This is a genomic window from Candidatus Tisiphia endosymbiont of Ptychoptera albimana (genome assembly GCF_964026605.1).
GTDB lineage: Bacteria > Pseudomonadota > Alphaproteobacteria > Rickettsiales > Rickettsiaceae > Tisiphia.
In genome coordinates this window covers 406,212-421,537 of the sequence record NZ_OZ032164.1, presented here as the reverse complement: position 1 = coordinate 421,537, position 15,326 = coordinate 406,212, and the positions used below count along the sequence as shown (strand labels likewise).

Below are 15,326 nucleotides of genomic sequence, written 5' to 3'. Positions count from 1 at the left end.
TTAGTACTCTGTTTAAGAGCCTTCAGTTAACAATTTATTTCTAACTGAAGGTGCTAAGTTAATATTAAGCTCTTTTAAAGCTTTTTCATCAATATAATCAGGAGCATTCATCAATAAATCTTCCGCTTGCTGATTTAGTGGGAAAGCTATTACCTCTCTAACATTAGTTGAATCAGTTAATAACATAACCATCCTATCTATTCCAGGGGCTATCCCGCCATGTGGAGGGGCTCCAAATTTAAAAGCCCTGATCATACCACCAAACTTTTTATCAACAACTTCCGGGGAGTATCCGGCAATCTCAAAAGCTTTATACATTATTTCCGGTTTATGATTCCTAATTGCACCACTAGATAACTCGATACCATTACAAACAATATCATATTGATAAGCTTTGATGGCTAGTAAATCATCTACTGTTTTGGCTGATTCTAGCACTTCCATGCCACCTTGTGGCATAGAAAATGGGTTATGGCTAAAATCTATTTTCTTGGTTTGCTCATTTAATTCATAAAATGGGAAATCTGTTATCCAACAAAACTCAAAACAATCTTTTTTAAGTAAGTCTAATTCTTCCCCTAATTTAGTTCGTAGCTTGCCAGCAAGTTTAGATGCTTTATCAGCTTTATCACTAGAGAAGAAGACAGCATCACCATTTTGTAGATTCGCTAAAGACTTTAAATTCAATAATTGCTCATCTGTTAGAAATTTAACAATAGGTCCTTTAGCTTGTCCATTTTCTAGAAACTGGATATAACCAAGCCCGCTTGCTCCCTCGGAAGTTGCAAATTCTGCCATTTTGTCAAAGAAGCTTCTAGGTAAAGCAGAAGCTTTAGGAGCTGGCACAGCTCTAACAACAGAGCCATTTTTTATATTTTCTTTAAAAATAGCAAAGTTAGAATTTCTAAATAATTCTGTAACATCTGCAATGATCAGTGGGTTTCTAAGATCCGGCTTATCAGAACCATATTTTAACATTGCTTGTTCATATGGAATTTGTACAAAAGGTGTATTTGATACTTCTTTATCAGAAAATTTGCTGAATATCTCATACATTACCGGCTCAATGGTATTAAATACCTCTTCCTGCGTAACAAAAGACATCTCTACATCCAACTGATAAAACTCACCTGGTGACCTATCAGCCCTAGCATCTTCATCTCTAAAACAAGGGGCTATTTGAAAATAACGATCAAATCCTGACACCATAAGCAATTGTTTAAATTGCTGCGGTGCTTGTGGTAATGCATAAAATTTACCAGGATGTAATCTGCTTGGAACTAAGAAGTCCCTAGCTCCTTCTGGTGAACTAGCCGTTAGAATCGGTGTTTGAAACTCCGTAAACCCTTTTTGCGTCATCAGATGCCGCACGTGAGCAATAACTTGCGATCTTAACATAATGTTATTATGTAATTTCTCGCGTCTAAGATCTAAGAAGCGATATTTTAGTCTAGTGTCTTCAGGGGCAGGTTGATCAGAATTGACTAACAATGGTAAATTTTCAGCATTAGACTCAACTATAAACTCACTTGCCAATATTTCAATTTTACCAGTCATTAACGAGTCGTTTATTGTTTCATCACTCCTTGCTATCACTTTACCTACAACAGTTATAACTGATTCATACCTTAACCGACTAGCATCATCCATTAAACTTGGATTTTGATCAGTAAATACCAACTGGCTTATACCAAAATGATCCCTAAGATCAATAAAGACTAAATTACCGTGATCCCTTCTTCTATGTACCCAGCCGGATAATTTTACCCTTTGCCCAGCATCCTTTAATCGCAATTCATTACAATTATGCGTCCTGTATTTATGCATTCTATATCTCTTAAAATGAAAGGATTATATAAAAATATCTCCATTAAGCAATAAGCTTCTTCATCCTTGCAAGCTAAATTTCTCTTAAAACTTGTAAACAATATATCATAAAATTTGAATACACTAATACCATTTATGAAATAATTTTATAAAGATTAAAAAGAAACTTTGTGTTTTGTACCTAAATAATTAAGTTGTTTGGTTGAAGAAGTTCTAATACAAACATTACCTGGTATTTCTCCAAGAAACCTAGAAGGAGAGGATCTTATTATTTCATAAAACATAAAACGACTTTCTGCATAAGTAATATACAGGTCTTTCTTAGCTCTAGTAATACCCACATAGGCGATTCTCCTCTCTTCTTCTAGACCTTTTTCCCCCTCTCTTAGTGATCGCTGATGTGGAAATACCCCCTCTTCCCAACCTGGTAGAAAAACTAGATCAAATTCAAGACCTTTAGCAGCATGGAGTGTCATAATGCTAACAGAACCACCAAAATTTGATTCTAATTCCTCATTTTCCATTACCAAACTAGAATGTTCTATAAAGTCTTGAATATTATCGAATTCCGCGATTGCTCTAAGCATTTCATTAATATTTTCAATTCTGCCAGTTGCTTCATCTGTTTTTTCTTCTTGTAGCATCTCAAGATAACCTGATTCTTCTAGTAAAGACTTAGTGACATTAATAGCTGGGTCATTTCTATATCGTAAACTCCAATTATCGATATTACTAATAAATTTGTTTAGACTATCTTTGACTTTATTTTTAAAAATTTCTGCTTGTAACATCTGACGAATGGCAGCAATAATAGGTATATTATGTTCAAGCGCATAATCTTTTATTTGTTTTAATGTGGTATTACCAATTGCTCTCCTTGGAACATTTATTATGCGTTCAAGAGCAAGATTGTCACTATGATTTAAAGTGATACGTATATAGGCAAGTAAGTCACGTATCTCCATTCGTTCATAAAACTTAAGACCACCTATAATTTTGTATGGTAATGCATTACTAATAAACACTTCTTCAAATGCTCTAGTTTGGAAACCTGCTCTAACTAATATCGCAACTAATCCTGCATTATACTTTCCCTCTGTAACTAACTTGCTAATTTCAGATACAACGAATCTTGCTTCTTCTTTATCATTCCAACAAGATATAATTTTAATTTTTTCTCCATCATTTTTATCAGTCCATAATGTTTTACCGTGACGATTCTTATTATGGTTAATTACACTTGATGCAGCTAATAAAATTTTTGAACTAGATCTATAATTTTGTTCTAATTTTATTATTGTAGCATTTGGAAAATCCTTTTCAAAACGTAATATATTACCGACTTCTGCACCCCGCCAACTATATATAGATTGATCATCATCACCAACACAGCAGATATTTTTTGAGCTACTTGCCAACATCCTCGCCCAAAGATACTGAACAGCGTTAGTGTCTTGATACTCATCAATCAGAATATATTTATATTGTTCCTGATAATACTTTAATATTATAGGGTTTTTTATAAACAATTCATTATTGTAAAGTAGTAAATCCCCGAAATCTACTACATTAGATGCTAGTAAATTTTGCTGATATTCGTCATAGACAAATTGAGCCACTTTATGAATTGGTAGCTTAATATCAGATTCAGAAAGTTTATACGGCAATAATCCCTGATCTTTCCAACACGAAATAATAATATGTAAAAGTTTGGGAACATATTTTTTGGTATCTATATTTTTCTGCTTAACTATATCTTTAACCAATTTAAGTTGATCATCAGGGCTAATAATAGTAAACCTACTATTCAAGCTAAAATTCAAATGTTCTGCTTGCTGACGCAAAATTCTTGCTGCTATAGAATGAAATGTACCTATATTTAGCCCATAACAATCAATCATTTTGTTGATTCGATCTTGCATTTCTCTAGCAGCTTTATTAGTAAAAGTAACTGCTAGAATATTTTGAGGTAGAGTTAACCCTTGCTGGATTATGTTGGCTATTCTAGTCGTTAACACTTTAGTTTTACCAGTCCCTGCTCCAGCAAGCACAAGAATAGGACCATGTACATGGGACACTGCTAGCAGTTGTTGAGGATTTAATGAGTTTAGGAAACTTTGTTGTGTCATGATCTAGTACTACAATTGTAGATTAGTGGAGTTATAGTCAGATAGTAGACTTGCTGCATAAGTCAATCTAGTTGGTGATTTTGTCGTCGAAACTCGCCTCCGCTCCTCACGTACGTCTGTGTACGCTGCGGTGCTCGGCTTCGTTTCTCCTAAAAATCCCTCAACTATCTTTGATTTATGCAGCAAGTCTAATTTACCAAGTGTGCGTTTTGTTAACTTAAGCAGCTTCGGTGTTATCCACACAACTGCTAATAGACGTTTAAACCTTACAATAGCACTTCGCTAATAGACGGTTTTTTAACTTTCAACAGTTGTGGGTTCATTAGCTACAAGAGTTAATTTTTGGATTTCCTCTCTACTCAAACCAGTAGACTCAGCGATGATATCAATTGATAATCCAGCTTTAAGTAAATTTCTAGCTATAACAATTTTTTCTCTAGCTTCTCCTCTAGCTTCAGCAGCTTGCAATTCATCTCTATCGTTATAAAGCTTTTTTTGGTAATAGGAGTAATTTGCCCTCTCTTCTTTGGTCATTTTGAGAATGCTCAGCTTGTCTGCTACTTGCCTCATATAAGGCGAATGATAGTTTGGTGGGACTTCATCATATTTCATGACATGTAGCCAGTCATCAATCTCTTTCTCTAAACGATCATTAAATAAAGGTACTGATATATAAAAATATTCTGGTAGGATGTTAGTAGCATCAAAAACCTCAGAAGTCTCCATATTCTTAATATGCACATTTAATCTTTCATTAGTTTCTACCTCATGAATAATAGTTTTACCATGGTAAATAACTCCATTACCATTTCCTATAGGAAAATAGAGTAGCGATATATGAAATATCTTGATTATTTGAGTATAATCTTCTCTTTGGGCAAGAGTATCAACTATAAGTCTTGAGGTATTAAAACATGCCTTATGAATAAAAGAATCCTTAACATTACGCTCGATTTCAATAATGTATTTATGGTGATCTTCGTCTTCTACAATTACATCAGCTAGACTTCTTTTGCTTTTACTATCTTCTTTGTTACTCTCGGTCTCAAGTAAGGCTACTATTTTAACGTCTTTATAACCCTTGGTCTTAAGAAGAGCTGAGATAAAACCTTCTACTATAGAATAATCGCCTTTATCTTTCAGAAGGTATTTAATAGCATAGTCAAAGGAAATTAATGGTTTATCATTATTCATAATCATTATTTATGTTATTAGGCTGTGTGAAGTTATTAAAGCTAATATAGCATAAAATCAATAGTACTACTAGCTTCATTATTAAATTACCCTGATAAATCTACACTGTAGTATTATGATTATCTTTTATAACTGTCAGCAAAGAGTTTTTTAAAACAAGAGCTTTTTCATTATATTTTTTAATGAAGTCAGGTAGCTTAGAACAGATTATATCAATATTTTGTTGAACCTTTTCTATGGCATTAAATATAGTTAACGGACAGTCAACACGGTTAACCGTTAACATATCACGTAAAAATTCATCATCATAAACATCCGCTGTAGGACCGACTAAACAAGGTACTCCTAAACCTAGGCTTTCTAAAACTATCATAGGGGAACATTCCGAATTAGTAATGTATAAAGTTAAATTAGTATTTGCCATCAATTTTATTAATTCTTTATGTGGTAAATTCTCAGGAAAGACTTTAAGTTCTACATCTTCCATCATCCAAGAAGCATATTTATTGTTATCAAAAGAGAAATTAGTATAACAACAAACTCGATCTTTGAACATACTTATTGCCGCAAATTGAGGGTAGAGATTTTTGATCCATATGTTTGATGTACTCCATATACCAATTGTAAATTTACCAGTTTCTCGGGAAATTATCTTTTTTTCTAGTAGCAATGGTATGAAGTTTTGTAATAGATAAGATTGTACACCATTGGCTATAAGAAATTGTTCTAGACCATTTTTCAGAGTGATAATGGATTTAATTTTATGCTGTTTATATAAATTCAACCATTTATAAAAAGTTTGGCAATGACCAATACCTACCCATTGGGCAGGAGAACCATGCCATAAATAGTAGATATTTAAACAATTATCCCCTTTCACTTCATGTAGCTTCTCTACTAATTGAATATGAACATCAAGCCCTCCAGATATAATTAAGTTTTTAATACCTGTTTTTATAAGTAATTTTGCTATTTGAGTAATAATTTTGTCAGGTAAATACGAGTTGATATAACTTATCAAAACATTGAGTTTTCCTATAGGAAAAGGAATGGTTTTATTAAATAATCCTTTAGTAGAATTAGCAACTCCAGGAAAAATGCTAGGATAAATTACATAAATATCATCCATATCTTTTTGTCCTAGAGGCAGCGGATCTAGATTTCCGCCGTTGCTGGAATGACATCGATATTGTTTCTGTCCTTGATATTTGATTATAAAATTTTTAAGATTATCATAGTCATTTTTTGAAAAAAAAGAATAGAATATAGTAATTATTCGTCTAACAGGCAACTTAACCCAAGAATATTTTAGAAGAAATCGGGCTATTTTCTTAAGAAAGGGTAAGGAAAGGAGTCTTGAGAGTAGTCTATACGTTACAAAGGAAGAATCTTTATTATTAACAAGCTCTATATTTCTTAAAATTTGTTGTTTTGTTTGTAATATCTGTTTTTTAGTATGATTATTTACTGAATCTTCTATAAATGAATACCATAAGTTTTGCATTTGAGTTTTATTTGCAAAGATTTCTTGATAAGACAGACAGTTTTGTTGCTTAATCTTTGCTAATAGTTCCCTTTCAACATTTAATTTTTTTATTGCATTTATAAATCCTGTATGATTCCGGTTAATTATAAATTCATGTTGCACCTCAGGTAACACCTCCCTAGCAATACCTACATCCGTAGTAATAATTGCACAACCAAATGCCATAGCTTCAATAATGGTTAGCGGTGTTCCTTCTTGCACAGATGCTATTAGCAAAATGTCTGTTTTTTTTAAAATCTCCCAAATCTCTTGTTTAGAACGTATTCGCTCATTTTTATCCACTATACATCTTTTGATATGAATTCCATCTTTATCAATCTGTTCTAGTGCCGGTATAATGACTGTTTTTAGACCTTTATAATCAGGAGTACTACTATACCAACTTCCCCAAGAACTATTACCAATCCATGTTACAACTAAACTTGCATGATCTTCATCATGACTTGATTCCGCATCATGAATTAGTACATTATCATAAATTACTTGCCAAGGTTTTGGATAATCTATGATATTTGCATAAATATCATATAATCTTTTAGAAGTAGTGTAGTAGTTATCAATAAATTGGAAAGTTGGTAAATTTTTTAATATTTCACTTTCACTTTCAATAAATAGATGATCAGGTATGCTAGTGGTAATGGTAGTATTTACTAATATTTCTCCTGTAGCCTTACTATTACTAGAATTATCTGCTATGCTTCTTAGTAATTCTGTCAGATAGCCACGATAGAGAAAATGTATTAATTTAACAGAAGTATATTGATTTAATTTGATTAAAAAATCATTATATGTTTTGTAATCACAACTGTAAATAATATGACAATCATATTGACCACTTAGCAAAGATTGAACATATTGAGCGACGTTATCAAAAGCCCATCCCCTAACATCAGATACTAAAATCAGGGTTTCTTTTGAATTCATAAATTTATGCTAAATAACTCTAATAATCCAGTTTTTAACTCATATACTGGCATATAATTTAAAAGCTGCTGAGCCAATTCTGTGCTGCCAACAGAAATATTTATACTCCCGGTCTGAGTCGGTAGATATTTTACCCCTTTGACAATAGCAATCTTATTAATTAGTTGAATAAGTTCATTTATAGAGTAGGTACGTCCTGTACAAACATTTAGTATAGGGGCTGAGGTACTCGCAATAGACAAGGCTCTAACACACATATTGGTAACATCTGAAACATGTATAAAATCACGACTTTGATTACCATCACCAAAAACAACCAGCTCCTTACCCTCTTCTACTTTCTGTTTAAATATTGATATTACACCAGAGTAATCAGAACCTCTAAGTTGCCCTTTACCATAAACATTAAAAAGGCGTAAACCACAGGTTTTAAGAGATTTAAGCTCACCAAAAACCTTAGCTTGCAGCTCACAGGCTAATTTATCCGCTGCATAAGGAGAAAGCGGGTTTACCTTACCATTCTCTTGTAAAGGAAAGTCACTTACTGTGCCATAAACGGCAGCAGATGATGCATATACAACGGGTATATTCTGTTTACTTGCCTGAAGAAATATATTAATAGTTCCTGTTAAATTCACTTGATGATTGTGATACCAATTATCAATTGATTCCTGTACATTTGCTATCGCTGCAAGATGGAAGCAACCATCAATATTTCTAAATAGTTTTTCTAAAATATTTTGATCTAAGATATTCCCTTGAACAAATTCAACATTTTTATTAAACGAATTATTGAAATTACCTGTTGAAAGATCATCTAATATTACAACCTGATTGCCTTCTTTTACTAGTAAGTCAACAAGATGTGAGCCGATGAAACCAGCCCCTCCAGTAACTAAATAATTTGACATATGCTATTAGTGCAATTAATTTTTATGATATAATTAAGTGGGTATTTGCTCTATAGCTATATTTATAGAATTATTATTAAGAAAAGCAAATGAAAAAAATTATCATTTTTACAAACACAGATTGGCACTTTTATGCCCATCTTCTACCAATTGCTTTAACTGCTAAAATGCAAGGCTATGAAGTTAAAGTGTTAACAAATATTAGTGAATTCAAAGATAAGATAGAACAGCATGGTTTACAAGTAATCCCAATTTCAATAAAGCGTGGAAGTATCAACCCTTTTACTGATTTACTATTATTAATCAAGTTAATTAGCATATTAAATAAAGAGAAACCAAATATATTGCATAATTTTACTATAAAACCAATTTTTTATGGAAGCATAAGTGCTTTCTTGTGCAATATATGCTCAAAAAAGAAGAGTTTACCGCAAGTTATTAACACTTTTGTTGGTATGGGTTTAATTTTTATAAGTAGCAATTTTTTGCTAAGATTAGTTAGAAGCATTATAGTTAGAATAATATCCATAATAGGATATTATAGAAGTATGTTATTTGTCGTACAAAACGATGATGATTTAGCTTTACTGGTAAAATTAGCTATAGCACCCAAAAATTTAATTGTTAAACAATGCAGCGTTGGTATAGAAACTGAAAAGTTTCCTTTTCTTCTAGAGCCACTAGGTAGTAAAATAGTGGTGGCATTGGTAGCTAGAATGATTATTGATAAAGGTATATATGAATTTATATATGCTGCAAAAATATTAAAACAAAAAGGTATAGATGCTGAGTTTTGGTTAGTTGGTGAACCTGATAAAGATAATAAGCAATCAATAGCACAATCAATATTAGAAGACTATCAAAATCTAGGATATATCAAATATCTTGGTTATCAGAAAAATATAGAAGAAATATGGAAAAAAGCACATATTGCAGTATTACCTTCCTACCGTGAAGGGCTAAGTCGTAGTCTTTTAGAGGCTGGGGCATATGGTAGAGCCATTATTACTACTGATGCCCCAGGTGGTAGAGAATTAATACAAGACCAAATAAACGGATTATTAGTTAAACCGCAAAATACAGAAGATTTAGCAAGAGCTATGGAGCTATTAATCACTATGCCTATACTTAGAAAACACCTGGGTAAAAAAATTCGACAAGATATTTTAGAAAAATATGATTGCCAATTAATATCCGAGAAGATGGTTAATTTCTACGACTATCCCGAATAAGTATTTATAGTAAAACCTGTAATATTAGGTGACAAGAATATAACAATAATTTCTTAAAGGTTAATGATATTTTTTCTATTTATATCACCTAATTCAATAGGTTTAACTATATACCAAACTTACGTCACTACGAAAAGCCTATTTCTTAGCATTACCCACAAATATTTTGTCAGTAAGAGTACCACCATCATTGCGAGGAGCTGCAATGCAGCAATCAAGAGATTAGACATAGGCAAGCCAATCTATTGCCTTGATCCAAAATTAGTAATGACTATTTAACTTGATTATAAAGCATTTGTGCTCTTGCGTAGTTAATTGGTTTATTTCTTGGAATTTCTAAAAAATATTCTAGCTGCCATGCTTGAGTTTTTTTAGCTTGCTTGTTTATAACAATGTCCCAAGGTGGATATACCCTTATTGCTCTCTTACCACCTTGGTTATTATGCGAGACTATATTATATTTATACAGAACAGATTGTGGAAATATAAATTGACCAAATTTATCTCCTTTACGCGTTGTTACAATAAAAAGATCAATTGAATCTGCAATATCATATGGCTGAATTGATCCATTCCCAATTCTCTTCCATAGTGTTACAAATTGACCAATTTTTGTAGGAGTAATCTTAGCAACACGAAATCTAACATTCATAGAATTTAACTTGAACATGTAGACTCCATATGCAATACTTTCACTTTCCATTACTGGTTCAGAACATATAAACTGACATGGATTATATATTAGATCTCTCGATGTAATAAGTTCCGAGTGGATTAAATCATTAGTACTCCAAGGTTTGCTGGTAGGATTACAAATAAGATTATTCACCATAGTACCATAGATTTGTTAAAAGTTGAGAATAGCTAAGTAACCAAAAATAGATTGCTTCGTAGTGCTTCGCTACTTCTTCGATAATAGACGTGGTAATTTGCATAATTATTCCCATAATTAATTTCCATATTTATGGTCATCTCACTCTAACCTACTGCCCTACTCCCTTTCCTCCACTACTAATTCGAAATGCCTCACTTTTATTTTTACCTAGAAGATTATCAAAATCTCTTTTTTTAAACTTAAATTCAGTAATATTCTGTGCTGGACTTTTACTTGTATTAAATCTCGGCTCTTGTTTTTGATCAATAGCTAATAATTCTATAAAATCTTTTTTAATTTTATTCGGTGTTGTCGGATTATTTAAGGTCTTAATCAGTGATTCTATAGACTTGGTATCATTTCTAAGTTCATTACTGCGTGCAGTTGCTGCAACTAGTACATACTCTTTTAATACAGCCTTGTTATCTTTCCCCTCCCAGCGTTCTTTCGTACAAAAAGATAACAATGTGTCAGCTTTTTCTTGATGATTTCGCATAACATCACGATCTTGCCAAGAGTTCTTTTTTTTAGTTTCTTCCGGTGGGGGTGGGGCTATGTGATCTAATAGCTTATTAAAAAAAGTTTTATTCAAATTTTCATTATCATAAACTTCATAAACACTTAGGAGAAATTCTTGTTGTTCAAACGCTTTATTTACCTCTTTACCAAGTCCAAGATTCTTTAAATACTTCGAAGTCTGAAGATAAGCTTTAGTATGTAAGTAAGGTGCATATTTCTTAGCAGCATCAAAGCTGAGAGTAGATATAGGTCCAGTATTTAATGCAACCGTATCTAATGCATTTTCACGTAAATCATCAAAAGTCTTTTCATTAGTTTTTGTGTGTATAAGATTTCCACCAACTTTAGCTAGCATTTTATATACTACATCAATTAAAAATTTCACTAGGGCATTTGGACCTTCAAAATTCTTAGCACTATATATAGCAATATTTGCTGAATCATCCATACCACTACCGAAGGCAAGAGCTAAAACCCTACCTTGCTTTTTTGCTCGGGTAACATTCTGAAAACCATCCAACTCTTCCGTAACATCGACTTTACTGTCATTTTCGGGGAAATAGTCCATAGGAGTATTGTCTCTATACCCCCCATCGACATACTCGACACCATCAATTTCTACAGGTTGAAAAACTAAAGGAAGAGAAGCGGAAGCATGGCAGGCTCTAGCAATTGGAACATCAGGAGTATTTTCAGCACTAAAAATTTGCAAAGTACTATCATCTCGCCTTACTGCAGTAATTAATAAGCCTTTAAATTGCACTGGATCAAGAAGTCTTAAAAGAGCTAAATCTCTAAAAAGAAGTTCACCACCCTTTTGACATTTGTCTGTTAATTCAATGAATTCTTTACCATTAGATTCTATTATAGCTTGAATTTTCATGGATTGTTTTTTAAAATTTTGTTCCTGAAAATCTAAACCTTGAATATTTTCATTTATATCAGCAATCTGCTGACTGTTATTATCATCTTGTTGCTTTAATGTTTCAATCGTATTTAAAAGATCTTGCCTTTTTTTGTCTAACTCTCTCAGTTCTTCTGAAATCCTTTCATGTCTCGCTGTAGCAAGTTCCACAAAATTTTTGCCCTTTAAAAAATTATAAGCAACTTTTCTTATAGTCTTATCTACAAGCTCGTATAATGGAGTGCCATCTTTATTAAGCGGCACCGGACCAATTGAAAATCCTTGAGTCCCAAGTAAATCTTTGAAGTTTGTATTTTTTGAAATAGCTTCATATTCTTTAGGTGGTATACCAAATGCTGTCACTGCAGCAGCTATTGCCCCTGCCGATGATCCTGCAACTTCTTTCACCTTATTAATTACTTCAGAGTCATTCAAAGCCTCTAAAACACCAGAATATCCACCCCCCTTAGCTCCACCACCACTATAAACCACATATTCTAAAGGACTTTGCTGCCTTTCTTGCATTTCTTTTTGTAATTTACTCATAATCTTTACTCAATTATTATAAGATTCTTATATAATTTCACCTTCTAGTATAGTCTTTCCGCTTAGTAAATTTAGCAGAAGACAAGAATACTCCAGTTCCTATGCCTAACAATACTGAAACCGTGAAAATACTGGCAATTATAAAATGTCCCAATACAGCCAAAACTACAGTAGTAATACAGACCATTATCATGAATATAATGCTACTTATTCTACCTTTTTTTGTTACGCTTTCATAAACCTCAATACTTTTAATATCCATCTGATGTCTATGTACTTGCTCTTTTTCTGCCATGGCAATTAGCTTTGTCAATGTTCCTGGATAAATATTTTCATATTCTGCGATTAAATCTACAGGTGGCAAAATATGTGCAAACTTCTTACTATAGAAGCTATTATCCGACTCCTTAGGATTACTAACTTTTAAATATCCTTTGTTCAACCTATTGTTATTAGCAAAAAAACTTTTACTATCTTTCATATTCTTTTCTTATTTCTTGAAATGTTGAATTAATATCTTTTTCTACTCTAATAAAGTATTCAAGTAAATCTGTCTCTGGCTTTTTTCTTACTGTCGTTTGAGATATTTTAAATACACTAAAAAAGCCTATTAGGAAATGTCTTACAAATTCTTTATTCATTTATTCTCATATTAAATTATAAAATTAGCAAGTATGCAAGTTTAAGTATACTAGGTCATAGCAATCCTACATTTTTTATGTCACTACTGTTAAGAGTCCTTCCGAGCGTCTATTAGCGAGGAGTCACGAAAAAGCAGCAACGCGGCAATCTAGGATACGCGAAGCGTTACTCTAAAAAAACAGCTTCGCTGTTTACCTAGATCGCCCCGGCATCTAAAGAGCCTTGCTATGACGATTATAGAAAAATGTAAGATATTATGATACTAGGTTCACAGCACCTAGAGTGATTATAACAAAGCTTTAAGAAAAATGGGAGAAATAATCTTTAGTTTTGATAAAAATTATTTTTTTAACCTCAGTTCAATGTAATAAATTATAGTCAATTCAGGAGGATTTGGTGCTAGGAGCGATGGAGCGACGCCTATATGTAATAGGCGAGCGACGAGTGACGACGTCACCAACTTCTCATCAATTGACTATATATAGTAGGCTCAAGTAATCATCGCCATTAGGGGGGGATGTCACCAAAGTAACTCCTCGCTAATAGCTCTAGGCTATTCTCCCTGTAACTTTTATGTTATACGTAAGGTGAATTACTCATTAAATTGCTCTTTAATAATTCGATTTTCAAGGCTATTTTTTTTATCAAATAGTAACTTTATCTTCTTGTTTTTTACAGATTTAATTAATACTGACTTAATATTATCAAATTCTTGAAAATCTGCAGCTGCATTTACTGGTCTTTTATTACTTTCTAAGATTTCAAACTTTATAGTAGTAGAAAATGGTAGTAACGCACCATGCCAGCGTCTTGGACGGAAAGGACAAATTGGTGTGAGGCATAATACGTTTGACTCAAGTGGCAAAATAGGACCTCCAGCAGATAAATTGTATGCACTACTGCCAGCTGGGGTTGCAACCATTGCCCCATCGGCTACTAATTCACTCATACGCTCAACTTGATCAATTTCGATCTTGAATTTAGCAGCTTGGTTGGTTTTACGAAATATTGATACTTCATTAATAGCTAGGGCAGTGTAGGTTTTATTGTCTATGCTTTCTGCTTGCATTTTTAAAGGGTATAAATGAGAAATTATAGATTCTTGTAAATTATCCATTAACTTTTCAACAATAACTGGATTCATTAAAAACCCAATGTTACCAGAATTAATTCCATAAAAAGAAACATCAAGATGCATATAACGGTGTATCGCATGTAGTAATTCTCCGTCCCCTCCAACTACAACAATTATTTCTGCTTCTTCTACCTTACAAAACTTATAAACTAGTTCAAGCTGTCTAACTAGCTCTAATGATTTTTTAGCACTATTATAAACAATCGCAATTTTATTTAAATTAATTTTAGTTTTTGCCAACATAAATATAATAGATGATTAATTATTAGTGTAACAACACATGAAGCCAGTACATCACTTAAAAAATGTCCTCCCATTAATATACGACTTAGTCCAACTAATGTACCAAAAATCAATGTGATACTATAAATTCTTGAGAAAAATATCAAAGGAGCAACATAAGCAAAACTAGTTAAGCTATACGCCATAGCTGCATGGCCTGATGAAAATGAGCAATTATGTAAACATTCATTAGAGATTGAGAAGGCTCTAGTAAAATTTTTTGTACCATTAAACTCTTTAATCTGCAGCGGACGAGCCCTACCAAAATTTTCTTTAAATATATAATTTACTAGTAGTCCAGGACCTATTGCTGTAGATAAAATTATATAAAAACCCCCTGAAATAATAAGCTTATTAAAAGTTTTGTGCTTAACAATTAAGTAAAGTAGGTATAATAATATTACTATAGTCAGTATAGTAGTTAATATTGGAATAACTTCAAATAATAATTGTACAATATTATTGTTACGATAGATAAATCCATTATTGCTGTCGTAGAATAATTTTGAGAAATCTATATCCAAATTAGGAAATAGTATAGTTAATAATAAAACTATACCAAAGGTGAATATACTAGTATAAACTAAATTAGTATTAATCATAGACTAAAAGCCAAAAATAAGTTATAAAAGTATACTTAAATCCTACATCATATAGAAGT

12 protein-coding genes and 1 pseudogene are annotated in these 15,326 nt (G+C 32.3%); 1 reads left to right on the top strand and 12 read right to left on the bottom strand.

Translation table 11 applies throughout. The features are described from left to right. Positions 1-12 precede the first annotated feature (12 nt). The 6 genes from aspS to AAGD36_RS01955 form a co-directional block, all read right to left on the bottom strand. Entirely contained in the window at positions 13-1,827 is a 1,815-nt protein-coding gene (gene aspS, locus AAGD36_RS01980; RefSeq protein WP_341755716.1) for an aspartate--tRNA ligase, read from the bottom strand. Between the two features lie 155 nt (positions 1,828-1,982). Beyond that, a complete protein-coding gene (locus AAGD36_RS01975) occupies positions 1,983-3,956 on the bottom strand; it encodes a UvrD-helicase domain-containing protein (RefSeq protein WP_341755715.1) in 1,974 nt (657 codons plus the stop codon). 9 nt (positions 3,957-3,965) lie between these two features. Further along, positions 3,966-4,142 (bottom strand): hypothetical protein, encoded by a 177-nt coding sequence (locus AAGD36_RS01970; RefSeq protein WP_341755714.1) that lies wholly within the window; start codon positions 4,140-4,142, stop codon positions 3,966-3,968. A 111-nt stretch (positions 4,143-4,253) separates the two neighbouring features. Then, positions 4,254-5,150 carry an Rpn family recombination-promoting nuclease/putative transposase gene (locus AAGD36_RS01965; RefSeq protein ID WP_341751905.1) on the bottom strand — a complete coding sequence of 299 codons (897 nt, stop codon included), beginning with the start codon at positions 5,148-5,150 and terminating at the stop codon, positions 4,254-4,256. Positions 5,151-5,250: 100 nt separating this feature from the next. Beyond that, positions 5,251-7,620: a glycosyltransferase gene (locus tag AAGD36_RS01960; RefSeq protein WP_341755713.1), complete on the bottom strand. Its 2,370-nt coding sequence runs from the start codon at positions 7,618-7,620 to the stop codon at positions 5,251-5,253. After that, positions 7,617-8,531, bottom strand: coding sequence for an NAD-dependent epimerase/dehydratase family protein (locus AAGD36_RS01955; protein ID WP_341755712.1), 915 nt, complete (start codon positions 8,529-8,531; stop codon positions 7,617-7,619). Before AAGD36_RS01955 ends, AAGD36_RS01960 begins: the two co-directional genes overlap by 4 nt. A gap of 89 nt (positions 8,532-8,620) precedes the next feature. On the opposite strand from AAGD36_RS01955, the gene AAGD36_RS01950 reads away from it, so the two are divergent. Continuing rightward, entirely contained in the window at positions 8,621-9,763 is a 1,143-nt protein-coding gene (locus tag AAGD36_RS01950) for a glycosyltransferase family 4 protein (protein ID WP_341755711.1), read from the top strand. 271 nt (positions 9,764-10,034) lie between these two features. Here AAGD36_RS01950 and AAGD36_RS01945 read toward each other — a convergent pair whose 3' ends face one another. From AAGD36_RS01945 to AAGD36_RS01920, 6 genes and pseudogenes are all read right to left on the bottom strand, one after another. Beyond that, the gene (locus AAGD36_RS01945) at positions 10,035-10,595 is read right to left on the bottom strand and encodes a MepB family protein (protein ID WP_341755710.1); all 561 of its coding nucleotides are present in this window, start codon (positions 10,593-10,595) and stop codon (positions 10,035-10,037) included. A gap of 151 nt (positions 10,596-10,746) precedes the next feature. After that, positions 10,747-12,606, bottom strand: a complete 1,860-nt coding sequence (locus tag AAGD36_RS01940; protein ID WP_341755709.1) for a patatin-like phospholipase family protein — start codon at positions 12,604-12,606, stop codon at positions 10,747-10,749. 187 nt (positions 12,607-12,793) lie between these two features. Beyond that, positions 12,794-13,087: pseudogene (locus tag AAGD36_RS01935) on the bottom strand (DUF2335 domain-containing protein); the annotation flags it as partial. Continuing rightward, on the bottom strand, positions 13,077-13,247 hold the full coding sequence (locus AAGD36_RS01930; protein WP_341747583.1) for a hypothetical protein: 171 nt from the start codon (positions 13,245-13,247) through the stop codon (positions 13,077-13,079). The pseudogene AAGD36_RS01935 and the gene AAGD36_RS01930, both read right to left, overlap by 11 nt. Positions 13,248-13,840: 593 nt before the next feature. After that, positions 13,841-14,608: an NAD kinase gene (locus AAGD36_RS01925; RefSeq protein ID WP_341752280.1), complete on the bottom strand. Its 768-nt coding sequence runs from the start codon at positions 14,606-14,608 to the stop codon at positions 13,841-13,843. Next, positions 14,599-15,267 (bottom strand): phosphatase PAP2 family protein, encoded by a 669-nt coding sequence (locus tag AAGD36_RS01920; RefSeq protein WP_341755708.1) that lies wholly within the window; start codon positions 15,265-15,267, stop codon positions 14,599-14,601. Before AAGD36_RS01920 ends, AAGD36_RS01925 begins: the two co-directional genes overlap by 10 nt. Between the last annotated feature and the right edge of the window lie 59 nt (positions 15,268-15,326).